Genomic DNA, 23,596 nt, shown 5'->3' with positions numbered 1-23,596 from the left:
CCCGATGGTCCGAAGGAGAACCCCCGTGTCGACCACCACCACCTCGCCGGAGCAGGATCCCGACTACGCCGCGAACCTCAAGCGCGCGACCCTCGCCTCCAGCATCGGCAGCGCCCTCGAGTACTTCGATTTCGCGCTGTACGGCCTGTCCACGGCGTTGATCTTCAACGTCCTGTTCTTCCCCCAGGGTGACCCGGCGATGGCGACCGTGGCCGCGTTCGCCACCTTCGGCGTGGGCTTCGCGGCCCGTCCCTTCGGCGGCCTGTTCTTCGGCCGGCTCGGCGACAAGGTGGGCCGCAAGACGGTCCTCGTCATCACGATCATGCTGATGGGCGGCGCGTCAACCCTGATCGGCGTCCTGCCCACCTACGACTCGATCGGCATGTGGGCGCCGGTGCTGCTCGTGGCGCTTCGCCTGCTCCAGGGCTTCGGCGCGGGCGCGGAGCAGGCCGGCTCGACGGTGCTCATGGCCGAGTACGCGCCCGTGGGGCGGCGCGGCTTCTTCTCCGCACTGCCCTTCATCGGCATCCAGGCGGGCACGCTCCTCGCCGCGCTGGTGTTCACACTGATCAGCACATTGCCGGAGCAGGCGATGCTCAGCTGGGGCTGGCGGGTGCCGTTCCTCTCATCCTTCCTGCTCATCCTGCTCGCCGTCGCGATCCGGATGAAGCTGCAGGAGACGCCGACCTTCGTCGAGTTGGAGAAGCAGGAGCAGGTCGCCGACAAGCCCGTCCGTGAGCTGTTCAAGCACGGCTTCCCCGGCGTGCTCGTGGGCATCGGCCTGCGCATGGCGGAGAACGGCGGCTCGTACATGTTCCAGGCGCTGGCGCTGTCGTTCTTCGTCACCGTCACCGGTCCCGGCGCCGACAAGGGCGTGCTCACGTGGGGCGTCACCATCGGCTCGCTGATCGGCGTGTTCTCCGTGCCGTTCACCGGACATCTGTCCGACCGTTACGGCCGCCGCATCATCTACCGGATCGGCGCCCTGTTCCTGCTGGTCTACGCCCTGCCCGCCTGGTGGGCACTCACCCTGCACAACCACGGCATCGCGATCGCCGTCATCGCGATCGGCATCGGCGTGGGCGTGAACTCGATGCTCGGCCCGCAGTGCGCCATGATCCCCGAGATGTTCGGCGCACGACACCGCTACCTCGGCGTAGCCATGGCCCGCGAGATCTCCGCGGTGCTCGCCGGCGGCGTGGCGGGGGTGCTGGGCGCCTACCTGATCAAAGTGACGCACGGGAACTGGCTCGTACTCGGCCTCTACATGGTCACCCTGTGCACCATCACCGCGGCGAGCACCTTCCTCGTGCCGGAGACCGTGGGCCGCGACCTGACCCGCACCGACGACGCCGTGAAGGTCTCTGACGCCGAAGCGGGCTCCGGCTACGCCCTGCCCGGAACCGCCGCTCTGAGCACTCTCGACTTCCCCTCTCCCGCAATCGCTTCCGCGCCCGTGCCGTCCGTTCCCTGAAAGGCAGTCATGCCCAGCGACACCTCCGTCTTCGACCTCACGGATCGAACCGCACTCGTCACCGGCAGCACCCGCGGCATCGGCCGCCGGCTGGCCGAAGGACTGTCCAGGGCGGGCGCCACGGTCGTCGTGCACGGTCGGGACCGGACCGCGGCGTCGATGGTGGCGGGCGAGATCGCCGCCGCGACCGGCAATCCCGTGCACGGCGACGCCTTCGACGTGACCGACGAGGCCGCCGTCGACGCGGGGCTGACCCGGATCGAGGCACTGCTCGGCACCCCCGACATCCTGGTCAACAACGCGGGCATGCAGATCCGCCACCCGCTGACCGAGTTCCCCGTCAGCGACTGGAACACCCTGGTGGCGACGAATCTGACCAGCGCCTTCCTCCTGTCGAAACGGGTCGCCGCGGGCATGATCGCCCGCGGCAGCGGGCGCATCGTCAACATCGGCTCGGTGCAGTCGCAGCTGGCCCGCCCGAACATCACGCCCTACTCCGCGACCAAGGGCGGGATCGTCATGCTCACCAAGGGCCTGTGCGCGGAGCTGGCCCCGTACGGCGTGACGGCCAACGCGATCGCCCCCGGGTACTTCGCCACCGAGCTGACCCAGGCGCTCGTCGACGACGCCGAGTTCTCCGGGTGGGTCTCCGGCCGCACGCCGGCGGCGCGCTGGGGCGACGTGGCGGATCTGGTGGGGCCGTTGGTGTTCCTGGCCTCCGACGCCTCCTCATTCGTCAACGGCCAAATACTGTACGTCGACGGCGGCATGACGGCCGTGGTCTGAAAGGGGTTGTGATGACGGAGAATCTGGGTGTCGTCGCGCACGCCGCCGGCGATCTGCGGGTGCAGGCGCTGCCGGAGCCCGAGCCCACCGCCGATGAGGCGGTGATCGCGATCGCCTACGGCGGGGTCTGCGGCTCCGACTTGCACTACTGGCTTCACGGCGCCGCCGGGACGTCCATCCTGCGCGCACCCCTGCTTCTCGGCCACGAGGTGATCGGCACCGTCGAACGGGCGGCCGCCGACGGATCCGGGCCCGCGGTCGGCACCCCCGTCGCCGTGCACCCGGGCACGCCGCACGGGGTCGACGGTGTCCCGTACCCGGCGAAGAGCCCGAACCTCGCGCCCGCCGGCACCTACCTGGGCTCAGCGGCCCACTTCCCGCACTGCGAGGGCGCTTTCGCGCGCCGCGTCGCCCTCCCGACCCGGATGTTGCGGATCCTGCCCGCGAACATCGATCCGCGCGACGCCGCGCTGATCGAACCTGCGGCCGTGGCCTGGCACGGCGTGGCCCGCGCGGGCGATGTCGCGGGCAAGCGGGTGGCCGTCATCGGCGCGGGTCCGATCGGCCTGCTCGCCGTCGCGGTGGCGTTGCACCACGGGGCCGCCACGGTCGTGGCGACGGACATCGCGGCCGAGGCGCGCGAGCGTGCCCTGGCACTGGGCGCCGCCGCGGTTCTCGACGCCCGGGAGTCCGAGGAGATCGCGGCGCTCCACGCCGATGTCGTGATCGAATCCTCCGGCACGGTGCCCGGACTGCACGCCGCGGTCGATGCGGCCGGGAGGGGCGGCATCGTCGTGATGCTCGGCCTGCAGCGCGCGGGCGACATCGACTTCCCTGCCGCCCAAGCCATCACACGCGAACTGGATCTGCGCGGTGCCCTGCGGTTCAACGACGAGATCGACGAGGTCATCGCTGCCCTCGCCGACGGCTCGTTGAACGTGCGCGGCGTGGTCACCCACGTTCTGCCCGCCGCGGACGCCCTCGAGGCCTTCGAGATCGCCCGTGATTCCGCTGCGTCCGGGAAGGTGCTGCTGGACTTCCGGACGTGAGCCACGGCGTGGCCGCCGAACCGGGACAGCGCGGGCGCGGGCCGCGGGCAATTCGGGCGCGGGCGGGCGGAACGGGTGCGGGAAGCCATTCGCACCCATTCCGCCCGCACTGCCCGTCGCCGAGCGGGCGGCAGCGATCAGGCCGGAGCGAGGAAGGCGGCGAGCGCCGCGGAGTACATCGCGACGTCGGCGGAGCCCATGAGCTCGCGGGCGCTGTGCATCGCGAGCTGCGGCGCCCCCACGTCGACGGTGCTCAGGCCGGTGCGGGCGGCCGTGATCGGGCCGATCGTGGAGCCGCACGGCAGGTCGGCGCGGTGCACGTACCGCTGCAGCGGCACGCCCGCCTGCTCGGCGGCCACCGCGAAGATCGCCTCGCCCGTCGCGTCGGAGGCGTAGCGCAGGTTCTGGTTCACCTTGAGCACCGGCCCGCCGTTCACGGCGATGCGGTGCGCGGGCTCGTGCCGGTCGGGGTAGTTCGGGTGCGTGGCGTGCGCCATGTCGCCCGACGCGCACACCGAGCGGCTCATCACACGCAGGAAGTCCTCGCGGTCACCGCCCGCGGCGAGCACGATCCGCTCCAGAACCGTGAGCAGCAGGTCGGACGCCGCGCCGCGATCCGAGCCCGATCCGACCTCCTCGTGGTCGAACAGTGCGAGCACGGGCGTCACCCCGACGGTCGACGGTGCCGCGACCAGCGCCTCGACGCCCGCGTAGCAGGTCCCCTGGTTGTCCAGGCGCGGCGCGGAGAGCAGATCGCCGTCGGCGCCCACCACCCGGCTCGGCGCCAGATCGTGCGTCATCAGTTCCCAACCGAGCACCGTCTCGGGGTCGACCCCGGCGGCCTCGGCCAGCAGGTCCACGAAGGGCCCCTTCGCGCCCACACCGCGGATCGCGTTGACGTGCCGCTGCGGATCCAGCTCGACGCCCTTGCGGTTCTCGGACAGGTGGATGGCGAGCTGCGGCACCCGCAGCACCGGCTCGTCGATCCGGACGAGAGCCGTCCGCGCACCGTCGGGCCCGGCGAACGCGAGCCGGCCGGAGATCCCGAGATCCCGGTCGAGCCACGAATTGAGCCAGGCGCCGCCGTAGGGCTCGAGGCCCACCAGCGACAGGCCCGCCGCCTCGAGGTCCGGATGCTGCTTGACCCGCAGATTGGGACTGTCCGTGTGTCCGCCGACGATGCGGAAGGCGCCGTCGACCGCGAAGACGGATGCGTCGAAGGCGACGATCGACCCGCCCCGGACCACGTAGTGCTTGCCCGCCGCCGGCCAGCGGTCGCCCTCGGCGAGCTCGGAGTAGCCCGCCGTACGCAGCCGCGCAGCCGTCGTCTCCACGACGTGGAAGGGCGACGGTGAGGCGTCGACGAAGGCGCACAGACCCTCCGGGGACGCAGTGGTGGCTGCCGCCGGATCCGTCATCAGGCCGACAGCACCGCGTCCAGCGCGGAGTAGAACAGGCCCAGCCCGTCGTCCGACGGGCCGGTCAGCGCCTCGGTGGCGTGCTCCGGGTGGGGCATCAGGCCGACGACGCGGCCGTTGGCCGAGGCGACGCCCGCGATGTCGCGCTGCGAGCCGTTCGGGTTGCCGCCGACGTAGCGGAAGGCCACACGGCCCTCGCCCTCGAGCTCGTCGAGCACGGCCTCCGACGCCTGGTAGCGGCCCTCGGCGTTCTTGACGGGGACGAGGATCTCGGCGCCCGTCTCGTACCGGGAGGTCCACGCGGTGTTCGTGGCCTCGACCCGCAGCCACTGATCGCGGCAGACGAAGTGCAGGCCCTCGTTGCGGGTGAGCGCACCGGGGAGCAGGCCCGCCTCACAGAGGATCTGGAAGCCGTTGCAGATGCCCAGCACCGGCATGCCCTTGCCCGCGGCCGCCACGACCTCGGTCATCACCGGAGCGAGGGAGGCGATGGCGCCGGCGCGCAGGTAGTCGCCGTAGGAGAAGCCGCCGGGGACGACGACGGCGTCGACGCCCTTGAGATCGTGGTCCTTGTGCCAGAGGGAGACGGCCTCGCCGCCCGCGCGCTCCACGGCGCGGGACGCGTCCACATCGTCGAGGGTGCCGGGGAAGGTGATGACGCCGACGCGGGTCATGCGTTCACCCGGGTGATGGTGAAGTCCTCGATGACGGTGTTGGTCAGCACGTCGGCCGCGATCTTCTCGAGCTGCTCGTCGCTGAGGTCACCGTCGACCTCGAGCTCGAACCGCTTGCCCTGCCGCACATCCGCGACACCGGCGAAACCGAGGCGGTCGAGCGCACCCACGATCGCCTTGCCCTGCGGGTCCAGGATCTCGGCCTTCGGCATCACGTCCACCACAATCCGTGCCACGTTGCGGCTCCCTCTCGAATCGACCGCGCGCTCGGGTGTCGATCGCGCTTCACAAAAGAGTTTACGTCCGTGCCGAACGGCGCAGCGGAGCACGTCGCGACAACCGCCGTGGCCTCGCGGAAACTGAGCGATACTGGGCGCATGCGACTCACCCACTTCCGCCATTCCTGCGTCCTCGTGGAGATGTCCGACACGCGGGTGCTCTTCGATCCCGGCACGTTCTCCCAGGGCTTCGAGGGGCTGACCGGGCTCGACGCGATCGTCGTCACCCACCAGCACCCGGACCACATCGATCCCGTCCGCATCGGCGCGCTGGTCGACGCGAATCCCGACGCACAGCTCTTCGCCGACCCCACCACGGCCGCCGCCCGTGGCGACCGCTGGATCGCCGCCGTCCCCGGGCACGACTACGGCATCGGCAATCTCATCGCGCGGGCCGTCGGCGGCGTGCACGCCGTGATCCATCCGGACATGCCGACCATCGACAACACCTCGATCCTGCTCGGCGACGAGGAGCGGATCGGCCGCTTCTACCACCCGGGGGACGCGTTGTTCGTGCCCGACGTCCCCGTCGACGTGCTCGGTCTGCCGGTGAACGCGCCGTGGTGCCGGATCAGCGAGACGATCGACTTCTTCCGAGCGGTCTCCCCCACCGTCGCCGTACCGATCCACGACGAACTGCTCTCGCCGGAGGGCGCGGCGATCTACCTCGCCCGGCTCACGGACATGCGGCCCGACGGTGCCGATCTCCTCCGCTGGGAGGCCGAGGCCACGCAGGAGTTCTAGGCCGTGAACAGGTTCATCCGATAGCCCGAGACCATCGGCGTGAAGCCGATCGCGGCGAGGCCGAGGCGGTACTTCCACGGCCATGTGCCGGCGACCGCCTTCTGCGGGTGCGCGAAGGTGCGGCTCTCGAGCAGGCGCAGACCGATGGGCTCGAGGGTGCGGGGGTCGTCGCAGACCCACTGCATCCGCGCGGGGATGGAACGGAAGACCGGGTTCTGGTCCTGGTGGCCCATCATGAACCGGCCCCCCGTGTCGACCGCGAGACGGTTGCCGCCGAACCGTCGGGCCAGGCGCCCGAGGACGTCCTCGACCTCCTCCCGGGCGAAGTACAGCAGGACGGCCTCGGACAGCAGGAACACCGGCCCTCCGCGCTCCGCGACCGCCTCGTACCAGTCCTCGTCGAAGATCGAACCGTCGATCATCGTGTACCGCTCCGAGTCGGTGAAGAACCTGCGACGCAGAGCCATCGTGTCCGGTAGGTCGAGGTCGAACCACCGCACCGAGCCGTTGTCGAGCCGGTCGAACCGGGTGGACAGGCCGCAGCCCAGGTCGACGACGGTGCCGTCGGGATGGTCGGCGAGGAAGTCCCGCACGTACTGATCGAAGATCGACGCGCGGAGCACGGATCCCGGGAGCGATGGTCCCGTGAACCTCGTGAAGTCGTAGTCGATGGCATCGACCAACTCGATCGCCCGCGTGTCCGCGAGGACGCTGCGGTTCGCCGCGGCGTCGCGGGCCCGGCCGTACAGCGGGATGAGGAGTGTCTCCTGGACATCGCCGAGCTCTATCTTCGCCTTCATAAGGCTACCCTAACTCGGACGTCAAGAGTCAGGCGGCAGCGAGCATCCGCGTCCGGTGCTCGTACACGACCGGCGCCGCGCCGTGGTGCAGCGCGAGATCGACGGCGTCGAGCATCGTGCGGCTCACCGTCGAGGAGTCGAGCCGCCGGGCGTCGACGGCGAGGCGGAGGACGCCGCCCCGTCGAGCGATGCGGTTGGCCTGCGCGAGGAGCGCGCGGCACCACCAGGGCTCGCTCAGGAATCCGTCGCCGATGCCGAGCACCCGGGCCCTCTCCTCCTCGCCGGTGACGAGGTCGGTGATGGCGGTGTAGCCGAGGTTGAGCCGGAAGCCCGCGTCGGGCAGGGCGAGCACCGCGCCGGTCGAAGCGTTCCACCGCGGCGCTGCGAAGACACGGGTGCGCAGTCCCACCGTCTCGAGCACGCGGTCGGCCGCGGCCAGACGCAGCTTCGCCTCGTGCGCGCCGAGCGTCGAGAACTCGGCGCGGCGGCGCTTCGTCGCGGCCTGGTCGTAGCCGTTGAGGACGATCACGTCGCCCCCGGCGCGACGCTCCCGCAGGAAGGCCTGCGTCGACGGGTCGTCGACCAGCTTGTACTTGCCCTTCAGGCGGGGCGCCACGAGCAGCGAGACGGGCACACCGCGCTCGTCCATCTGCGCCGTGAAGCGTTCCGCGTGCCCGCGGGTGGCGTCGGAGAGGGCGGAGACCGAGACGTACAGCGGCGAGCTCATGTTCGTGAGTGTGCGCCGCGTTCCTTACCGATTCGGGGATGGAAGGTTACGTGTCGCCCAACTCGCTGCTCAGGCGGCCGACGGTACGCCGCTCAGGCGAGGACGGCCTCGATCGCACCGACCACCTCATCCGACTCGGGCTCGGTGCGGGGGCGGAAGCGCTGCACCGTGACGTGATCGGGCGCGACGAGGAACTTCTCGAAGTTCCACTGGATGTCGCCGGCCTCGCCCTCGGCGTCGGCGGTCTGCGTGAGCTCGACATAGAGCGGGTTGCGGTTCTCTCCGTTGACCTCGGTCTTCTCCAGCAGCGGGAAGGTCACGCCGTAGCTCGTCGAGCAGAAGGTCGCGATCTCCTCGGCGGTCCCCGGCTCCTGGCCGGCGAACTGGTTGCAGGGCACGCCGAGCACCGTCAACCCCCGGTCCGCGTACCGGGTCGCGAGGGCCTCCAGACCCGCGTACTGCGGCGTCAGGCCGCACTTGCTGGCGACGTTGACGACGAGCACGGCCCGCCCGGCGTAGTCGGCGAGGGAGGTGGCGGCACCGTCGAGCGTGGTGAGGGCGATGGAGTCGAGAGCAGTCATGGCTCCGAGCCTACGCGGGATGTAACGCAGGACACATCTATCTCGTTTGCGCAATGGTTGCGCCGGAGTTATCGTTTTTGGGTGCAAGCAACACCCGTCGACGTGACTCCCGACGCGCTCACCGAGGTCTTCGGCGAGTTCATGGGCCGTCTCATGTGCAATGTCACGCAGGAGAGCCTGGGCACGATGTTGTCGTCCGACATCACCGCGCATCAGTTCCACATTCTGCTGCAGCTCACCGCCAGCGAGGCCCCGCTCCCGATCAACCGGCTCGCCGATGATCTGGGGCTGTCCGTCGCCGCCACGGGACGGAACGTGGAGAAGCTTGTTCAGCTCGACATGGTGGATCGTCGCGAGGACTCCTCCGACCGGCGGATCAAGAACCTGACCATCACCGACCTCGGCCGTAAAACAGTTGCCTCCGCGGTCAGCGACAAGCATCGTGAAGTGCTGAGCTTCGCGGAACGGCTGCCCGCCGGGCTCCGCAACCGGCTGCACGACGTGATGGTCGAGATCCTCGACGAGGGCCTGATCCCTCCGAACCCCTTCTTCACCGCAATGAAAGAGAACGCATGAGTACCGAGAACACGCTCGACAAGAGCGAGATCCCGCACGCGGGTGAGGGCCTCGACCGGCGCGTCCTGATGGTGGCCGGTGTGGTCGTCCTCGGATCGATCATGGCCATCCTGGACATGACGATCGTGGCGGTCGCGCAGAACACCTTCCAGGCGCAGTGGGGCGCATCCCCCGCCACCGTCGCCTGGACGATGACCGGCTACACCCTGGCCCTGGCCGCGGTGATCCCCGTGACCGGCTGGGCCGCCGACCGATTCGGCACGAAGCGGCTGTACATGGCGGCCACCGCGATGTTCGTGGCGGGCTCCGCGCTCTGCGCCACGGCGACGTCGATCGACCTGCTGATCCTCTACCGGGTGCTGCAGGGCCTCGGCGGCGGCATGCTCATGCCGCTGGGCATGATGATCCTGACCCGGGCCGCAGGCCCGGAGCGCATCGGCCGCGTCATGGCCGTGCTCGGTATCCCGATGCTGCTGGGCCCCATCGGCGGCCCGATCCTCGGCGGCTGGCTGATCGAGTCCTTCTCGTGGCACTGGATCTTCCTGATCAACGTCCCGATCGGCGCCATTGCGATCACCTACGCCTGGTTCGTGCTGGACAAGGACGAGCCCGTCAAGGGACAGAAGTTCGACCTCGTCGGCTTCATCCTGCTCTCGCCCGGCCTCGCACTGTTCCTGTTCGGCATCTCCTCGATCCCCGAGGCGCAGTCGGATTCGTCGATGTACACCGGCCGGGTCATTCCCGCGACGGCCGTCGGCCTCGTGCTGATCATCGCTTTCGTCTTCTGGGCGCTGCGCGCCAAGCTGCCGCTGCTGGACCTGCGGCTGTTCAAGAACCGGAACATGACGGTGGCCATGATCACCTTCGCCATGTTCGCGATGGCCTTCTTCGGCAGCTCGATCCTGTACGCGCAGTACTTCATCGGCATCCGCGGCGAGTCCACCCTCATGGCCGGCCTGCTGCTCGCGCCGCAGGGCCTGGGCGCCATGCTGACGATGCCGATCGCCGGCGTGCTCACCGACAAGATGGGCCCGGGCAAGTTCGTGATGACCGGCCTCGCGCTGATCACCGGCGGCATGATCGCCTTCACCCAGCTCTCGGCGGACACGCCGTACTGGATCCTGCTCGGCTCGCTGTTCATCCAGGGCCTCGGCATGGGTATGACGATGATGCCGACCATGTCCGCCGCGATCCGCACGCTGGCACCGGAATCCATCTCGCGCGGTTCCACGCTGACGAACATCGTCCAGCAGATCGCTGCGTCGATGGGCACCGCGATCTTCTCCGTGCTGTTCACCAACTGGCTCACAAACGCGGGCCCGGCGATGCAGACCCCGCAGGGCGAGAAGCACACCGGCGCGTTGGCCTTCGGACTCAACTCGAGCCCGGACGCTCGCGAGAGCGGTATCGCGATGTTCCAGGGCAGCGAGAGCGGCTTCGGCAAGTTCCTGCACGAGAACCTGCCGTTCGCGGCGGAGGCGTTCGGGAACACCTACTTCGTGGCCGCGATCCTGGTGGCGTGCTGCATCATCCCGGCGTTCTTCCTGCCCCGCACCCACGCGGCGGACACCGAGGCCGCCGAGCGGCAGATGGTCATGCCGCACTGATCATCACCTGATACGACGAGTGCCCGGTCCCCGATGGGGGCCGGGCACTTCTCGTCTGTTCGACGGTCCGCCGTCAGACCGCCGGCCGTCAGCCCCTGCCGAGCCGGCCCAGGACCCAGGCGTACTCGAAGGCGGTCTCGCGCCACTTCGCATACCGTCCGCTGACGCCGGCGTGCCCGGCGACCATCTCGGTCTTGAGCAGGATCTCGTTGCCGGACGTGGTGTGCGCCAAGAGCTCGGCCACCCACTTCGCGGGCTCGGTGGGGAGCACGCGGGTGTCGTTGAGCGAGGTGGTGGCGAGGATCGCCGGATAGGGCTTGTCGGCGACGTTCTCGTACGGCGAGTAGTCGCGCATGTAGCGGTACACCTCGGCACTCTCCAGCGGGTTACCCCACTCGTCCCACTCCCCCACCGTGAGCGGCAGGCTCGGGTCGAGGATCGAGGTGAGCGGGTCCACGAAGGGCACGTCGGCGACGATGCCCGAGAACAGCTCCGGTGCCAGGTTCGCGACCGCTCCCACGAGCAGGCCGCCGGCGCTTCCGCCCATGGCGACCAGCTGCTGCGGCGTCGTGCGGCCGGCGTCCACGAGATGCTGTGCGACGTCCACGAAGTCGGTGAAGGTGTTGGTCTTCTCCAGCTGCTTGCCGTGGTCGTACCAGGCACGCCCCATCTCGCCGCCGCCGCGCACGTGCGCGACCGCGAACACCACGCCGCGATCCATGAGTGACAGGCGCGCCACCGAGAACCACGGATCGAGGGTGGCCTCGTAGGAGCCGTAGCCGTACAGCAGAGTGGGGGCCGACCCCTCCCCGATGTCCTTGCGGCGCACCACCGAGACGGGCACCTGCGCACCGTCGCGGGCGGTGACCCACACCCGCTCAGCGGTGTAGAGGGCGGCGTCGTAGCCGGGCACGTCGGCGCGCTTGAGCACCGTCTGCTCACCCGTCTCCGGGTCGAGCTCGAGCGCGGTGCCGGGCGTGACGAAGGACTCGTAGGCCAATCGCAGCCGCGGGGCGTCCCATTCGGGGTTCGCGGCGGGCCCGAGGTTGACGAGCGCTTCACCCGGATCCCATTCCACGAACTCCGGTGCGGCGGTGGCCTCGGCCAGCGCGAGCCGAGGCAGGCCGCCCCGTCGGTACCCGAGGGCGAGACGTCGGGCGAAGGCGTCCACGTACTCGAGCCGCACGTCGTCGCGGTGGGGGACGAGGACCGTCCAGTCCTGTGGGGCGTCGACGGGGGCCGAGGCCAGCTCGAAATCGATGCCGGTGCGGTTGTGCAGGAAGAGGAACCGATCCTCCCCGTCCAGCACCGCGTGCTCCACGGAGTACTCGACGTCCTCCTCGCGGGGCCGCAGCACGCGGAACTCACCGGAGGGGTCGGTGGCGTCCAGCACCCAGGTCTCGGAGCTCAGGGTCGACGATGCCGCGATCATCAGGTACTTCTCGCTGCGCGTGAGCCCGACGCCCACCCCGAAGCGCTGGTCCTCCTCGTGGAAGATCCGCACGTCGGAAGTATCTGAACCGATCTCGTGCCGCCAGATGCTGTCGGCGCGCCAGGCGTCGTCGACGGTGGTGTAGAACAGGTACCGCTCCCCGGCGGACGTGATCGGCGCCCAGGTGGCGCCGTAGAAGACGTTCTCGACCACGTCGGGCAGCGGCTCGCCGGTCTCGATGTTCCTGACGCGCAGCGTGAACCGCTCGTCCCCGGAGGTGTCGAGGGAGTAGGCGAGCAGGGCACCGTCGGGCGATACCGAGGCCGCGCCGACGGCGATGTACTCGTGCCCCTCCGCCTCGACGTTGAGGTCGAGCAGGATCTGCTCGCCCGGTAGGGATCCCTCGGCGAGCACCGGCGGGGTCCAGTCGTCGGGCCCGGCGATCGGTGCGCGGCAGTGGATGCCGTACTGCTTCCCCTCGACGGTGCGGGCGAAGTACCAGAACCCGCCTCGGCGCTGCGGGACCGACATGTCGGTCTCCTTGGTGTGCGCCTTGATCTCGCCGAAGATCGCCTCGCGCAGCGGTTCCTGCGCTGCGGTGGCGGCCTCGGTGTAGGCGTTGTGCGCGCGCAGGTAGTCCAGGACCTCCCGGTCGTCCTTGTCGGCGAGCCAGGCGTAGTCGTCGATCACGGTGTCGCCGTGGAAGGTCCGCTCGGCGGGAACCTTCTTCGCGACGGGCTGGACCGGCCCCGTCATGCGGCTCCGCCCGGCCAGTCCGCGAAGCTCAGGCCCGAGATGCGCTCGTACGCCTCGATGTAGCGGGCGCGGGTGCGCTCCACCACGTCACCGGGAAGGGGCGGCGGCGGGGTTCCCGCATCGGTCGACCAACCGGACTCCTTGGTGAGCCAGTCACGGACGATCTGCTTGTCGAAGCTGGGCAACGCCTTCCCCGGTTCGTACAGCGCACCGTCCCAGTAGCGCGACGAATCGGGCGTGAGCACCTCGTCGGCGAGCAGGAGGTCACCGTCGGAGCTGCGACCGAACTCGAACTTGGTGTCCGCGAGGATGATCCCGCGATCGCGGGCGATATCGGCGCCACGGGCGTAGACGTCGAGGGTGAGCTCGCGCAGCTGCGTCGCCAACTCGAGCCCGACGTCCTGCGCCACCCGCTCGAAGGAGACGTTCTCATCGTGATCGCCCACAGCGGCCTTCGTGGCGGGCGTGAAGATCGGCGGATCGATGCGGCTGCCGTCGACCAGTCCGGCCGGCAGCGGCACGCCGCACACCTCGCCGTTCGCCCGGTACTCCTTGAGCCCGGAGCCCGTGAGGTAGCCGCGAGCCACGCATTCGACGGGCACCATGTCGAGGCGGCGGGTGATCAGAGCGCGGCCGAAAACCGCCTCGGGGATGCGGGGATCGTCGGCCGGGCCCGCGAGGTGGTTCGGCACGCCCAGCGCATCGAAGAAGAACACGGACATCGCCGTGAGCACGCGCCCCTTGTCGGGGATCGGCGTGTCCAGGATGTAGTCGTAGGCGCTGATCCGGTCGCTCGCGACGAGCAGCAGGTGCTCGTCGTCCACCGCGTACAGCTCGCGGACCTTGCCCGAGTAGATCGGCGTGTATTCGCTCAGTTCAGGACGCACCCCGCCACCCTATCGCCCTCCCAATTGAACACCGTTATGGAGAGGAAACCCGCAGGTCGGATTCTCCATAACGGTGTTCAATCGAGTTAGAGGATGGGGGCGGGGCTGTAGCCGGCGGCGGCCGGGTACTTCACGACGAGGGCCTCGACCTCGGCGACGACCTGCGCCACCTGGGCCTCCGCGGCACCGGTGAAGGCGGCGCGGTCGGCGAGGGCCTCGTCGAGTTGGACGCGCGAGAGCCCCAGGCGGGAGTCGCCCGCGAGGCGGTCGAGCAGATCCGGCTCGCGGCCCTCCTCGCGCATCGCCAGCGCCACCGCGACGGCGTGCTCCTTGATGACCTCGTGCGCCGTCTCGCGGCCGACGCCCGCCCGCACCGCGGCCATGAGCACCCGGGTGGTGGCGAGGAAGGGCAGGTACCGGTCGAGCTCGTTGGAGATCACCGCGGGGTAGGCGCCGAACTCCTCGAGCACCGTCAGGAAGGTCTCGAAGAGGCCGTCGATCGCGAAGAACGAATCCGGCAGCGCCACACGGCGGATCACGGAGCAGAAGACATCGCCCTCGTTCCACTGCGCGCCGGCCATCTCCGCCGCCATCGACCCGAAGCCGCGCAGGATCACCGCGAGGCCGTTGACGCGCTCGCAGGAGCGGGTGTTCATCTTGTGCGGCATCGCGGAGCTGCCCACCTGACCGGGCTGGAAGCCCTCGGTGACCAGCTCGTGCCCGGCCATGAGCCGGATCGTCGTCGCGAGGGACGACGGTGCCGCCGCCACCTGGACCAGTGCGCTCACCACGTCGTGGTCGAGCGACCGCGGGTAGACCTGGCCCACCGACACGAAGGACTGCGAGAAGCCGAGGTGCGCCGCGACCCGCTCCTCCAGTGACGCCAGCTTGGACGCGTCGCCGCCGAGCAGGTCGAGCATGTCCTGCGAGGTGCCCATCGGGCCCTTGATGCCGCGCAGCGGGTACCGGCCGATGAGGTCCTCGAGGCGGGCGATCGCCACCAGCAACTCGTTCGCGGCGGAGGCGAAACGCTTGCCGAGCGTGGTGGCCTGCGCCGCGACGTTGTGCGAGCGACCCGCCATCACGACCGAGGAGTACTGCGCGGCGCGCTCGGCGAGCCGGGCGGCGACGGCGACGGCGTGATCGCGCACGTACTCGAGCGATCGGAGCACCTGCAGCTGCTCGACGTTCTCCGTGAGGTCACGGCTGGTCATGCCCTTGTGGATCTGCTCGAAGCCGGCGAGGTCGCTGAACTCCTCGATCCGCGCCTTCACGTCATGCCGGGTGATCCGCTCGCGCTCGGCGATCGACGCGAGATCGACCTGGTCGACGACCTTCTCGTACGCCTCGACGGCACCTGCGGGTACGTCGATCCCGAGGTCGCGCTGCGCCTTGAGCACCGCGATCCACAGCTGGCGCTCCAGCACGATCTTGTACTCGGGCGACCACAGCTCGCGCATGCGCGGGCTGGCGTAGCGGTTGGCGAGGACGTCGGGGATGCGGGGAGTGCTCACCAGCCGATTGTCTCATGCACGACTCGCTCGGCCGTCCACGGAAGGAAGCCCTACGGCAGGACGGGCGCCAGATCGTCGACGACGGCAGCGAGGGCGTCCCGGATCGCGCGGTTGACGTCCGCGCCCGGCGTGGTGAAGGCCGCGAGGGCGGCACCGTCCTCGATGGCCATCAGTCGGTCCACGCAGGGCCTGTCGGCCCGCCGCCCGGACCTGTCGAGAACCTCGGCGTGCAGGTCCGCCAGCACGTTCCGTGTCTGGGCCTGCAGCCGGGTGAGCTCGGGGTCCCGCGTGCACAGCACCAACCGCTCGTACCGGGACACCAGCGCGCCGCGCTCGGCCTCCGTGTCCGACGCGAAGAACACCGCTGCCAACAGTTTCGCCAGCGCCGCGTCACCGCGGCGGCGCCTGCTCACCGCGTCGACCCGGCCGCGGATCGCGGCGGTGTCGAGCTCGCCCGCGTAGGCGACCGCGTTGGAGAGCAGGTCCCCCAGGGACTCGAAGTAGTAGGTGGTGGCCGCCAGGGGAATGTGCGCCCGGTGCGCCACCGCGCGGTGCCGGACCGACTCGAAGCCACCCTCGACGAGGAGTTCCCCGGCCGCCGCCACCAGGGCCGCGCGCCGGCGCTCACCCTTGGGCGTGGTCGCGGCTGTCATCTGAGACATGCTGCCAGCACGCCCCGCCCGGCCAGACCTTTTCGATCAAATCGTCCGACGTCATCGTCGGCGACGAGCACAAATGCGCTACTGCAACGCCTGGTATCCGATATCCGTCCGGAAATGACTGCCCGGCAGCTTGATCCGGTCGAGTTTCGCGTACGCGTCCGCGCGGGCCGCCGCGAGGTCGTCGCCGACGCCGACGACGTTGAGGACGCGGCCTCCGTTGGAGACCAGCCGGCCCTCGCCGTCGAGGGCCGTGCCCGCGTGATAGATCCCCGCGCCGTCGGCGCCGGTGATGACATCGCCCTTCCGGGGCGACGCCGGATAGTTCTCGGCGGCGAGCACCACGGTGATGGCGGCACCGTCGCGCCATCGGAGCGGGGGCAGTGCGCCCAGCGTGCCAGTGGCGGTCGCGTTGAGCGCCTCGCCCAGGGGCGACTCGAGGAGGCTCAACACGGCCTGCGTCTCGGGGTCGCCGAAGCGGCAGTTGAACTCGACGACGGCGGGCCCCTCGGACCCCATCGCGAGGCCGGCGTAGAGCAGGCCGGAGAAGGGCACGCCGCGCCGCACCATCTCGCGGGCGACGGGGCGCACGACGGTCTCGACGATCTCGTCGACGGCCCCCTCCGCGAGCCATGGGAGCGGGGCGTAGGCGCCCATGCCGCCGGTGTTGGGGCCGGTGTCGCCGTCACCGACGCGCTTGTGGTCCTGCGCGGGCAGCAGCGGCACCACGTCCTCGCCGTCGACGAGGCAGAACAGGGACACCTCGGGACCGTCCAGGAAGGACTCGAGAAGGGCGGGCCGGCCGGACTCGATGAGGTCGGCGGCGTGGGCGCGGGCGGCGGCGCGATCGGCGGTGACGACGACGCCCTTGCCCGCGGCGAGGCCGTCGTCCTTGACCACCCAGGTGGGCCCGAACCGGTCCAGGGCCGCGTCGATCGACGCCGGACTGTCGACGATCTCGCTGCGCGCGGTGCGGACGCCGGCGACCTCCATGACGTCCTTGGCGAAGGCCTTCGAGCCCTCGATCGCCGCGGCGGCGGCGGACGGGCCGAAGACCGCGATGCCGCGTGCGCGGACCGCGTCCGCGACGCCGAGGACGAGGGGAACCTCCGGCCCGATCACGACGAGGTCAGCGGCGAGGCGCTCGGCCAGGGCCGCCACCTCGTCGCCCGAGGAGGCCTCGACCTGGTGATTGGTCGCGATCGCTGCGGTGCCGGGATTCCCGGGGGCCGCATGCAGCTCGGTGACCTGCGGGTCACGAGCCAGCGCGTCGAGGAGGGCGTGTTCGCGGCCGCCGGTGCCGATGACGAGTACTCGCACGTCGACGACCTTACCGGCGACCACTCCGGACATGGCAACCGCGCAGCCCGGGAGCGCCTGGCCTGCGCACTCCGCGCCTGATGCCCCGTATTCTGACCCCATGACCACCGACGATCGCCTGGCCGGGCTCGAGGCGCGGGTGGCAGCGCTCGAGGCGGCCATCGGCGCACCGTCGGGCCCGGAGGACGCAGGACGGGCACCCGAAGCGGGCGGCGGCACCGTCGGGTACGCCGGCGACGTGCGCCTCGACGGCGAGGTGTGCTGGCGCATCGACTACTCCGCGGGCGCGCTCGCGGCGATGCCGCCGGAGCGCCTCGCCCCTGTACTGGCCGCGCTGGGCCACCCCGCGCGACTCGCGCTCGTGCAGGACCTGCTGGGCGGGCCGCGCACGGCGGCGGAGCTGATGGAGCGGGTGGACGGCGGGTCCAAGGGCCAGCTGTACCACCACCTGGGCACTCTCACGGCCGCGGGCGTCGTGGAGAAAGGGGCGCGCGGTCAGTACGCGGTCGCGCCGCAGCGCGTCGTGCCGATCCTCGTGGCGTTGTTGGCGTCCGCGGACATCGGTGGGCTGCTCCGATAGCCTGGCCCCATGGCAACCGTGTTCTCGAAGATCATCGCCGGCGAGCTCCCCGGGCGGTTCGTGTACCAGGACGATTCCGTGGTGGCGTTCCTGACCATCGCGCCGCTCACGCAGGGCCACGTGCTCGTGGTGCCCCGCGCGGAGGTGGACAACTGGGAGTCCATCGACGACGAGCTGTGGGCGCACCTGAACGGCGTCGCGCGCAAGCTGGGCCGGGCCGTCAAGCGCGCGTTCGACGCTCCGCGCGCGGGCCTGATCGTCGCCGGATTCGAGGTCCCGCACCTGCACCTGCATGTCTTTCCCGCGTACGGCCTCACCGATTTCGACTTCGGACAGGTCGATGCGAGCCCCACCGCGGAGTCGCTGGACGAGGCGCAGACCAAGATCGTCGAGGCGCTCGCCGCGGAGTAGGGATCAGCGCGGCAGGCGCACCGTGAAGGTCGCACCCTCCCCCGGGGCCGTCTCGACGGTGACGGTGCCCCCGTGCCGCTCGACGATGCTCTGCACGATCGACAGCCCCAGGCCGGCGCCGCCGCTGCCGCGACTGCGCGAGGAGTCAGTACGGTAGAACCGCTCGAAGACGCGCGCGGCCTCGCCGGGATCCATGCCCTCCCCCGTGTCGGCGACCGACAGCACCACCGCGCCGGGTGCAACGGCCACTCGGACACGCACCGAGGCGTCGTCGGGCGTGTGCCGCAACGCGTTCGAGACCAGGTTGGTGACCACCTGGTGCAGCCGATCGCGGTCGCCGGTGAGTTCGACGGTGCCCGGGTCCGAGGCGACCGCCGGGCCGGGAGCCGTTGCGTCCGCCGGGTCGGGTTCGACGACGAGCTCGATGTCGCGGCCCGGCTCGCGGGCCTGCGCGGCGTGGACCACGTCGTCGGCCACCGCCACGACGTCGACGGTGTCCTCGGCCAACGGCCGCCGCGCGTCGAGCCGGGCCAGCATCAACAGGTCCTCGACGAGCAGGCCCATCCGCTGCGCCTCGGACTCGATGCGAGACATGACGAACTCGGTGTCGTCGGTCGCGCCCTGCCGGTACAGCTCGGCGAAGCCGCGGATCGACGTGAGCGGCGTGCGCAGCTCGTGCGAGGCGTCGCCGACGAACCGGCGCATCCGCTCCTCGTCGGCGCGCGCGTGCTCCTCCGAGGCCGCGACGCGGTCGAACGAGTCCTGGACCTGGTGCAGCATCGTGTTGATCGACGTCGAGAGGCGACCCACCTCCGTGTGCGCGGGCGCCTCGGGCACGCGCCGGGTGAGGTCGCCCGCGGCGATCGCCTCCGCCGTCGCCTCGACCTCCTCCAGCGGCCGCAGCGATCGCCGCACCACGAGGTAGCCGAGCCCGCCCGCGACGATGAGCACGCCGCCGCCGATCAGCAGTTCGAGGGCCACCATCGCGCGCAGCGTCGATTCGACCTCCGAGAGGGTCACGGCGACGTAAGCGACGCCGTACTGGGAGCTCGACTGCACCACTCGCCACTGCGGACCCTTACCGCCCACCGACCGCACCGTCACGGCGTCGCCGTGCAGATCGTCGAGGCCCGACAGGTCGGGTCGCTCCGTGAAATCGGGATTGCTGATCTGCAGCTGCGTCCCGTCGGGGAGGAAGACGGCCTGGTAGAAGCGGGTGGGTGGCGGCTTCCCACCGCGGACAGGCTCGGGCAGGTTCGGCTTCGGCCGGGCCCAGGTGTCGGCGGCCTGCCGCAGCGTCTGGTCCTCGCGGGACAGCAGGCGGTCCTGCATCGCCGCGGTCAGCGCCGTGCCCGAAGCGAGCAGGCCGAGGAAGACGAGCCCCACCACCAGCGCGACGAGGGAGAAGCGCAGTGGGACCCGGGACACGACGCCGGTGCGTGAGCCCACCGCGCGCCTACCGGGGTTCGCGCAGCACGTAGCCCACGCCGCGCAGCGTGTGGATCAGGCGGGTCTCGCCGGTGTCGACCTTGCGGCGCAGGTACGAGACATAGGACTCGACGACGTTGACGTCACCGCCGAAGTCGTAGTGCCACACGTGATCCAGGATCCGTGGCTTCGACAGCACAACGCCGGCGTTGACCATGAAGTACCGCAGCAGGGTGAACTCCGTCGGTGAGAGAGAGACCAGCTCCCCCGCCTTCCACACCTCATGGGTCTCGTCGTCGAGCTCCAGATCGGCGAAGACCAGCCGCGCGGACGCCTCGCTCTCACCGAAGCCACTGCGGCGCAGCAGCACATTGATCCGCGCCACCACCTCCTCGAGGCTGAACGGCTTGGTGACGTAGTCGTCGCCGCCCAGGGTCAGTCCCGCGACCTTGTCCTCGATCGAGTCCCGTGCGGTGAGGAACAGCGCGGGCGCCTCGACGCCGTCCTGGCGCAGCCGCTTGAGCAACCCGAGCCCGTCCATCCCCGGCATCATGATGTCGAGCACCATGACGTCCGGACGGAAGGCCCGCACCTTGTCGAGCGCGGCCGGCCCGTCCGGGGCCACGGCCACCTCGAAGCCCTGGAACTTGAGGCTGACCTGCAGCAGCTCCCGGATGCTCTGCTCGTCGTCGACGACGAGGACGCGGGGCATGGGTTCGTCTTTCACGCTGGACACCACGCCATCGTGCACCGTGCGACGCCCAGGACTCTGACGACTCGCTGGCAGTTCCCTGTGAACGCGTCCGAGGACGGCGCCGGTCAGCGCAGTGCGGCGAGGATCTCCGGCGTGACCGGGTCGACGTCCGCGGCGTCCGGATGCTTGATCACGTACTTCTTGACCAGCGGACACACGGGGACGACGTGCTTGCCCGCCGCACGGGTGTCGGCGAGCGCGTCACGGATCAGGATGGAGCTGAGACCGCGGCCGCCGAACTGCTCGAACACCTCCGTGTGCGGGAAGATCCGCTGCTGCTCGCCGTGGTCGATGAACAGGGTGAATCCGGCGAGCTCGCCACCCACGGCGACCTCGTAGCGGCCCTCGGCGTCGTTCCGGGCGACGGTGACGGCGTCCTGGGTATCAGCGGTGTTGTCGGTCATCGTGTGCTCCTCGTGCGCGGTTTCAGGCGGGTGGTGGGCAACGGCGGCGCGGGCAGGTACTGATCGTCCCGCCAACCGCTCACTTCGCCGAAACGCACGGACCGCGCCTCCCATTCCTCGCGGAACCCGACGATCTCCTCGTGGCTGCGGCCGACGAAGTTCCACCACATCACGATGTCCTCCCCGAACGGGGCACCGCCCAGCAGGATCACGCGGGCGGGCCGATCGGTGGGGTTGTGCAGCCGGAGTCCGCCGAGGCCGGGCCCGGCGTATCCGAGATCGCCCCGGGTGAGGGCCACCCCGTCGAACAGGAGACGCTCCGTGTCGAGCAGAACGCCGTGCTCGAACTCCTCGTTCACCGCGATCGCGACGCGCGCACCGGGCGCGAGGTGGATCTCGGCGCCGAGTAGCGGCGTGGCGGTGGTGATCTCCGCGGAGCTGCCCGCGAGCTCGCCGATGAACACCTTCACGGTGCCGCCCGGACCGTCGGGGCGCACGTCGGGAAGTTCCACGACGGGCGGCACGTAGTGTTGGAATCCGTTGTGGGCGTTACGTACCCGGTCCGGTAGCGCGAGCCACAGCTGCACGCCGTGGAGCATCGTGGTCTCGGGCGTGGACACCTCGGAGTGGCTGATGCCGGAGCCGGCGGACATCAGGTTGAGCTCGCCGGGCAGGACGGGCGCCTCGACGCCCGCGCTGTCGCGGTGTTCGATCTCGCCCTCGAACAGCCAGCTCACGGTCTGCAGACCGGTGTGCGGGTGCGGCGGGACGTTCATCCCGCCGGAGCGATCCACCTCGTCGGGGCCGTAGTGGTCGGCGAAGCACCACGCACCGATCATCGAGCGCTCGTGCGTGGGAAGGGTGCGGCGCACCGTCATCGCCCGAGGGCCGCCGAGCGGCACCTCCCGGGCCTCGATCACCTCCACTCCGGCGCTCGGAGCCGTGGCCCCGCACTCGACCTCTTCGGGCGTCCGGTCGACGTTGCTCATAGCGGCTAGCCTAGTGCCATGCCAGCGCAGAGAGTGCGGATCGACAAGGCCTCACCCCGGATCTACAAGCAGCTCGTCGCGGTCTCGGCCGAGGTGGCCGCGGCCGCGGAGGCGGCCGGGATGAGCCGCGGGGTCATCGAATTGGTGAACCTGCGGTGCTCGCAGCTCAACGGCTGCGCGTTCTGCCTCAACCTGCACGCGCAGGCGGCGCGCGCCGCGGGCGTCAGCGATCAGCAACTCGACGTACTGCCCGCGTGGCGCGAGGCCCCGGGCCTGTTCGACGACCTGGAGCGCGCCGCGCTCGAGATCGCCGAGCTGGTGACCTCGCTGCCTCCGCATCACGCCGCGGACATCGCCTACGACCGCGCGACGGACGTCCTCGACGAGACTCAGACGTCCGTACTCATCTGGGCCGCGGTCACGATCAACGCGTTCAACCGCGTGTCCGTGGTCAGTGGGTACGAAGTGCGGCACCGGGGCTGATCCGCAGGGCGACGGTGCCACAGCGTCGCGAGAACGCCGACGATTCCCGCCGGACCCGGGACCAGCGTGGCCGATATGGTGTCACTCGTCCGTCCCCCGTCGCCTCCTTACCGATTGGACGCGCCGGGCGGCGGAACGGTTCCGTCAGATCGCGGGCTCGTACGAGATCTGGTAACCGTTCGGAGCGACGACGGCGAGGCCTCGACCCACGTCGAGGCGGTAGGTGTAGCCGTTGTTGACGGCGCTGTAGGACGAGCCGTTCGACCACACGACGGGCGCGGTCACCGCCAGGCCGTTGCCCTTGCCGAAGCCGCGGTACTCGGTGCGGCCGTCGCCCTTCCAGCGGCAGATCGACGCGCTGGAGCTGGGCGTCTCGATGTGGGCGACGACGGTCTGGTGGACGTCGCACGGGTTCGGCGACGCGTTCGCCGCTCCGGGTGCGACGAGGGCGAGGCCGGCTGCTGCGGCGACCGCTGCGGTGATGGTGACGGTCCTGGTGATCATGACGACTCCTCCGTCTTGCGGGTGTGCTGACCCCTCCACCGTGCGCCTCAACCCTTAAGCCTCGCTCAACATCCGCTGAATCGTCGCCGGACGACTCTCGCCAGCACGATGGCGGACGTGCTGAATCGGCCGGTGGAAGCTACTCCGCCTGACAGGTCACGCCGGGAGGCGGCCCTCCGCGACGTCGAGAACCCACTGCTCCGGCTCCTCGCCCCGGCGGCGAGCGACTTTGACCAGGATTTCCGCGCTGAGCTGTCGAGACCGTGGCGAATCGCCAGTGAGCTCGAACTTCGCGTTAGCTCGTGCTTTTGCGCTGTCGTAATCGCTCATGTCGCACCTCCTGAGCTGTCGTCGTCAGTGTTCATCATCGCGAGCCGCGCCGCCACTGCTGCGAGAATTGCCAGCTCACTGTCGGTTACCGGACTCTCGTCCGTCAGGGCACTCATCACTGCCTTTCCGAACTCCTGAGCACGGACGTTCTCCTGCTGATTCGCCTGCTCAGCGGCCCACTGATATCGACACCACCACTCTGTTCGCGCATCGTGACTGATCCGATGGGCGCGGTCCCTCGTCTCCGACCACGTGCGCTGCCCAAGGGTCGCGAGCACGCCGGCGACACCGGCCAGGCCGACCACCAACGTCACCAACGGTCCACTGAGCATCCCGCCCTCCCCTCACGAATTCGTCCCCTACCCATTGGACGCGCCGGGACGCCGAACGGTTCCGCGCATCTCCGCCCCGGGGCGGATGCCGCGCACCGT

Annotated in this window: 27 protein-coding genes; 9 read left to right on the top strand and 18 right to left on the bottom strand. The window is 70.2% G+C overall.

Going from position 1 to position 23,596, the window contains the following annotated elements; translation table 11 throughout:
• Positions 1–25: 25 nt before the first annotated feature.
• From AXK61_RS10310 to AXK61_RS10300, 3 genes are read left to right on the top strand one after another with little or no spacing between them, the layout of a single operon-like run.
• Positions 26–1,474 (top strand): MFS transporter, encoded by a 1,449-nt coding sequence (locus AXK61_RS10310; RefSeq protein WP_231855502.1) that lies wholly within the window; start codon positions 26–28, stop codon positions 1,472–1,474.
• Between the two features lie 9 nt (positions 1,475–1,483).
• Positions 1,484–2,260, top strand: coding sequence for an SDR family oxidoreductase (locus AXK61_RS10305; RefSeq protein ID WP_068745147.1), 777 nt, complete (start codon positions 1,484–1,486; stop codon positions 2,258–2,260).
• Between the two features lie 11 nt (positions 2,261–2,271).
• Positions 2,272–3,309: a zinc-binding dehydrogenase gene (locus AXK61_RS10300; protein ID WP_068573416.1), complete on the top strand. Its 1,038-nt coding sequence runs from the start codon at positions 2,272–2,274 to the stop codon at positions 3,307–3,309.
• A 137-nt stretch (positions 3,310–3,446) separates the two neighbouring features.
• Here AXK61_RS10300 and AXK61_RS10295 read toward each other — a convergent pair whose 3' ends face one another.
• Genes AXK61_RS10295 through purS form a run of 3 tightly spaced genes read right to left on the bottom strand, consistent with a single transcriptional unit; the run spans position 3,447 to position 5,637 of the window.
• A complete protein-coding gene (locus tag AXK61_RS10295) occupies positions 3,447–4,727 on the bottom strand; it encodes a M18 family aminopeptidase (RefSeq protein WP_068572962.1) in 1,281 nt (426 codons plus the stop codon).
• Entirely contained in the window at positions 4,727–5,401 is a 675-nt protein-coding gene (gene purQ / locus AXK61_RS10290; RefSeq protein WP_068572960.1) for a phosphoribosylformylglycinamidine synthase subunit PurQ, read from the bottom strand. Before purQ ends, AXK61_RS10295 begins: the two co-directional genes overlap by 1 nt.
• Positions 5,398–5,637 carry a phosphoribosylformylglycinamidine synthase subunit PurS gene (gene purS / locus AXK61_RS10285; RefSeq protein ID WP_068572958.1) on the bottom strand — a complete coding sequence of 80 codons (240 nt, stop codon included), beginning with the start codon at positions 5,635–5,637 and terminating at the stop codon, positions 5,398–5,400. Before purS ends, purQ begins: the two co-directional genes overlap by 4 nt.
• Before the next feature lie 141 nt (positions 5,638–5,778).
• Here purS and AXK61_RS10280 point away from each other — a divergent pair, with 141 nt between their 5' ends.
• Positions 5,779–6,423 (top strand): MBL fold metallo-hydrolase, encoded by a 645-nt coding sequence (locus AXK61_RS10280; RefSeq protein WP_068572956.1) that lies wholly within the window; start codon positions 5,779–5,781, stop codon positions 6,421–6,423.
• Here AXK61_RS10280 and AXK61_RS10275 read toward each other — a convergent pair.
• The 3 genes from AXK61_RS10275 to AXK61_RS10265 form a co-directional block, all read right to left on the bottom strand.
• Complete coding sequence (locus tag AXK61_RS10275; RefSeq protein ID WP_068572954.1) at positions 6,420–7,223, bottom strand: class I SAM-dependent methyltransferase; 804 nt, start codon at positions 7,221–7,223, stop codon at positions 6,420–6,422. The genes AXK61_RS10280 and AXK61_RS10275 overlap by 4 nt on opposite strands.
• A gap of 28 nt (positions 7,224–7,251) precedes the next feature.
• Positions 7,252–7,950, bottom strand: a complete 699-nt coding sequence (locus tag AXK61_RS10270; protein ID WP_068572952.1) for a DUF2334 domain-containing protein — start codon at positions 7,948–7,950, stop codon at positions 7,252–7,254.
• A gap of 92 nt (positions 7,951–8,042) precedes the next feature.
• Positions 8,043–8,531, bottom strand: a complete 489-nt coding sequence (locus AXK61_RS10265; protein WP_068572950.1) for a glutathione peroxidase — start codon at positions 8,529–8,531, stop codon at positions 8,043–8,045.
• An 81-nt stretch (positions 8,532–8,612) separates the two neighbouring features.
• Here AXK61_RS10265 and AXK61_RS10260 point away from each other — a divergent pair, with 81 nt between their 5' ends.
• Positions 8,613–9,107 carry a MarR family winged helix-turn-helix transcriptional regulator gene (locus AXK61_RS10260; protein ID WP_139058019.1) on the top strand — a complete coding sequence of 165 codons (495 nt, stop codon included), beginning with the start codon at positions 8,613–8,615 and terminating at the stop codon, positions 9,105–9,107.
• The gene (locus tag AXK61_RS10255; RefSeq protein ID WP_068745145.1) at positions 9,104–10,714 is read left to right on the top strand and encodes a DHA2 family efflux MFS transporter permease subunit; all 1,611 of its coding nucleotides are present in this window, start codon (positions 9,104–9,106) and stop codon (positions 10,712–10,714) included. The genes AXK61_RS10260 and AXK61_RS10255 overlap by 4 nt, the downstream gene beginning before the upstream one ends.
• An 88-nt stretch (positions 10,715–10,802) precedes the next feature.
• Here the strand turns inward: AXK61_RS10255 and AXK61_RS10250 are convergent, their stop codons facing one another.
• From AXK61_RS10250 to purD, 5 genes are all read right to left on the bottom strand, one after another.
• Positions 10,803–12,902: a S9 family peptidase gene (locus AXK61_RS10250; RefSeq protein WP_068572945.1), complete on the bottom strand. Its 2,100-nt coding sequence runs from the start codon at positions 12,900–12,902 to the stop codon at positions 10,803–10,805.
• Positions 12,899–13,789, bottom strand: coding sequence for a phosphoribosylaminoimidazolesuccinocarboxamide synthase (locus AXK61_RS10245; protein ID WP_068745143.1), 891 nt, complete (start codon positions 13,787–13,789; stop codon positions 12,899–12,901). The genes AXK61_RS10250 and AXK61_RS10245 overlap by 4 nt, the downstream gene beginning before the upstream one ends.
• Positions 13,790–13,875: 86 nt before the next feature.
• The gene (purB, locus tag AXK61_RS10240) at positions 13,876–15,303 is read right to left on the bottom strand and encodes an adenylosuccinate lyase (protein ID WP_068572941.1); all 1,428 of its coding nucleotides are present in this window, start codon (positions 15,301–15,303) and stop codon (positions 13,876–13,878) included.
• Positions 15,304–15,353: 50 nt separating this feature from the next.
• Complete coding sequence (locus AXK61_RS10235) at positions 15,354–15,956, bottom strand: TetR/AcrR family transcriptional regulator (protein WP_068573414.1); 603 nt, start codon at positions 15,954–15,956, stop codon at positions 15,354–15,356.
• A gap of 87 nt (positions 15,957–16,043) precedes the next feature.
• Positions 16,044–17,282, bottom strand: coding sequence for a phosphoribosylamine--glycine ligase (gene purD / locus AXK61_RS10230; protein WP_197466794.1), 1,239 nt, complete (start codon positions 17,280–17,282; stop codon positions 16,044–16,046).
• A 100-nt stretch (positions 17,283–17,382) separates the two neighbouring features.
• Here purD and AXK61_RS10225 point away from each other — a divergent pair, with 100 nt between their 5' ends.
• Both AXK61_RS10225 and AXK61_RS10220 read left to right on the top strand, forming a co-directional pair.
• Complete coding sequence (locus AXK61_RS10225; protein WP_068572937.1) at positions 17,383–17,862, top strand: ArsR/SmtB family transcription factor; 480 nt, start codon at positions 17,383–17,385, stop codon at positions 17,860–17,862.
• Between the two features lie 9 nt (positions 17,863–17,871).
• Positions 17,872–18,273 carry an HIT family protein gene (locus AXK61_RS10220; RefSeq protein ID WP_068572935.1) on the top strand — a complete coding sequence of 134 codons (402 nt, stop codon included), beginning with the start codon at positions 17,872–17,874 and terminating at the stop codon, positions 18,271–18,273.
• A 3-nt stretch (positions 18,274–18,276) separates the two neighbouring features.
• On the opposite strand, the gene AXK61_RS10215 is transcribed toward AXK61_RS10220, so the two are convergent.
• The 4 genes from AXK61_RS10215 to AXK61_RS10200 all read right to left on the bottom strand — a co-directional run bounded on the left by AXK61_RS10215 (position 18,277) and on the right by AXK61_RS10200 (position 21,848).
• A complete protein-coding gene (locus tag AXK61_RS10215) occupies positions 18,277–19,722 on the bottom strand; it encodes a sensor histidine kinase (protein ID WP_231855501.1) in 1,446 nt (481 codons plus the stop codon).
• Positions 19,723–19,729: 7 nt separating this feature from the next.
• Positions 19,730–20,413, bottom strand: a complete 684-nt coding sequence (locus AXK61_RS10210; RefSeq protein WP_068572933.1) for a response regulator transcription factor — start codon at positions 20,411–20,413, stop codon at positions 19,730–19,732.
• A 107-nt stretch (positions 20,414–20,520) separates the two neighbouring features.
• Positions 20,521–20,859 (bottom strand): GNAT family N-acetyltransferase, encoded by a 339-nt coding sequence (locus AXK61_RS10205; protein WP_068572931.1) that lies wholly within the window; start codon positions 20,857–20,859, stop codon positions 20,521–20,523.
• Complete coding sequence (locus AXK61_RS10200; RefSeq protein WP_068572929.1) at positions 20,856–21,848, bottom strand: pirin family protein; 993 nt, start codon at positions 21,846–21,848, stop codon at positions 20,856–20,858. The genes AXK61_RS10205 and AXK61_RS10200 overlap by 4 nt, the downstream gene beginning before the upstream one ends.
• 18 nt (positions 21,849–21,866) lie before the next feature.
• Here AXK61_RS10200 and AXK61_RS10195 point away from each other — a divergent pair, with 18 nt between their 5' ends.
• A complete protein-coding gene (locus AXK61_RS10195) occupies positions 21,867–22,331 on the top strand; it encodes a carboxymuconolactone decarboxylase family protein (protein ID WP_068572927.1) in 465 nt (154 codons plus the stop codon).
• Between the two features lie 144 nt (positions 22,332–22,475).
• Here AXK61_RS10195 and AXK61_RS10190 read toward each other — a convergent pair whose 3' ends face one another.
• From AXK61_RS10190 to AXK61_RS10185, 3 genes are all read right to left on the bottom strand, one after another.
• A complete protein-coding gene (locus AXK61_RS10190; RefSeq protein ID WP_068572925.1) occupies positions 22,476–22,835 on the bottom strand; it encodes a hypothetical protein in 360 nt (119 codons plus the stop codon).
• Positions 22,836–22,991: 156 nt separating this feature from the next.
• Positions 22,992–23,165 (bottom strand): hypothetical protein, encoded by a 174-nt coding sequence (locus AXK61_RS24925; RefSeq protein ID WP_156485629.1) that lies wholly within the window; start codon positions 23,163–23,165, stop codon positions 22,992–22,994.
• Positions 23,162–23,497 (bottom strand): hypothetical protein, encoded by a 336-nt coding sequence (locus AXK61_RS10185; protein ID WP_068572923.1) that lies wholly within the window; start codon positions 23,495–23,497, stop codon positions 23,162–23,164. The genes AXK61_RS24925 and AXK61_RS10185 overlap by 4 nt, the downstream gene beginning before the upstream one ends.
• Positions 23,498–23,596 lie beyond the last annotated feature (99 nt).

Origin of the sequence: Tsukamurella pseudospumae (assembly GCF_001575205.1) — a bacterium.
Lineage (GTDB): Bacteria > Actinomycetota > Actinomycetes > Mycobacteriales > Mycobacteriaceae > Tsukamurella > Tsukamurella pseudospumae.
This window is presented reverse-complemented; position numbering and strand designations above follow the sequence as displayed.

What these genes read in the sequence shown, in the direction of transcription:
- AXK61_RS10265 (WP_068572950.1), bottom strand. Translation starts at nt 8,531, where the DNA reads ATGACTGCTCTCGACTCCATCGCCCTCACCACGCTCGACGGTGCCGCC.
- AXK61_RS10205 (WP_068572931.1), bottom strand. Translation starts at nt 20,859, where the DNA reads ATGACCGACAACACCGCTGATACCCAGGACGCCGTCACCGTCGCCCGG.
- AXK61_RS10295 (WP_068572962.1), bottom strand. Translation starts at nt 4,727, where the DNA reads ATGACGGATCCGGCGGCAGCCACCACTGCGTCCCCGGAGGGTCTGTGC.
- AXK61_RS10250 (WP_068572945.1), bottom strand. Translation starts at nt 12,902, where the DNA reads ATGACGGGGCCGGTCCAGCCCGTCGCGAAGAAGGTTCCCGCCGAGCGG.
- AXK61_RS10300 (WP_068573416.1), top strand. Translation starts at nt 2,272, where the DNA reads ATGACGGAGAATCTGGGTGTCGTCGCGCACGCCGCCGGCGATCTGCGG.
- AXK61_RS10275 (WP_068572954.1), bottom strand. Translation starts at nt 7,223, where the DNA reads ATGAAGGCGAAGATAGAGCTCGGCGATGTCCAGGAGACACTCCTCATC.
- AXK61_RS10195 (WP_068572927.1), top strand. Translation starts at nt 21,867, where the DNA reads ATGCCAGCGCAGAGAGTGCGGATCGACAAGGCCTCACCCCGGATCTAC.
- AXK61_RS10185 (WP_068572923.1), bottom strand. Translation starts at nt 23,497, where the DNA reads ATGCTCAGTGGACCGTTGGTGACGTTGGTGGTCGGCCTGGCCGGTGTC.
- AXK61_RS10235 (WP_068573414.1), bottom strand. Translation starts at nt 15,956, where the DNA reads ATGACAGCCGCGACCACGCCCAAGGGTGAGCGCCGGCGCGCGGCCCTG.
- AXK61_RS10200 (WP_068572929.1), bottom strand. Translation starts at nt 21,848, where the DNA reads ATGAGCAACGTCGACCGGACGCCCGAAGAGGTCGAGTGCGGGGCCACG.
- AXK61_RS10280 (WP_068572956.1), top strand. Translation starts at nt 5,779, where the DNA reads ATGCGACTCACCCACTTCCGCCATTCCTGCGTCCTCGTGGAGATGTCC.
- AXK61_RS10210 (WP_068572933.1), bottom strand. Translation starts at nt 20,413, where the DNA reads ATGCCCCGCGTCCTCGTCGTCGACGACGAGCAGAGCATCCGGGAGCTG.
- AXK61_RS10225 (WP_068572937.1), top strand. Translation starts at nt 17,383, where the DNA reads ATGACCACCGACGATCGCCTGGCCGGGCTCGAGGCGCGGGTGGCAGCG.
- purQ (WP_068572960.1), bottom strand. Translation starts at nt 5,401, where the DNA reads ATGACCCGCGTCGGCGTCATCACCTTCCCCGGCACCCTCGACGATGTG.
- AXK61_RS10190 (WP_068572925.1), bottom strand. Translation starts at nt 22,835, where the DNA reads ATGATCACCAGGACCGTCACCATCACCGCAGCGGTCGCCGCAGCAGCC.
- AXK61_RS10255 (WP_068745145.1), top strand. Translation starts at nt 9,104, where the DNA reads ATGAGTACCGAGAACACGCTCGACAAGAGCGAGATCCCGCACGCGGGT.
- AXK61_RS10305 (WP_068745147.1), top strand. Translation starts at nt 1,484, where the DNA reads ATGCCCAGCGACACCTCCGTCTTCGACCTCACGGATCGAACCGCACTC.
- AXK61_RS10270 (WP_068572952.1), bottom strand. Translation starts at nt 7,950, where the DNA reads ATGAGCTCGCCGCTGTACGTCTCGGTCTCCGCCCTCTCCGACGCCACC.
- AXK61_RS10220 (WP_068572935.1), top strand. Translation starts at nt 17,872, where the DNA reads ATGGCAACCGTGTTCTCGAAGATCATCGCCGGCGAGCTCCCCGGGCGG.
- AXK61_RS24925 (WP_156485629.1), bottom strand. Translation starts at nt 23,165, where the DNA reads ATGAGCGATTACGACAGCGCAAAAGCACGAGCTAACGCGAAGTTCGAG.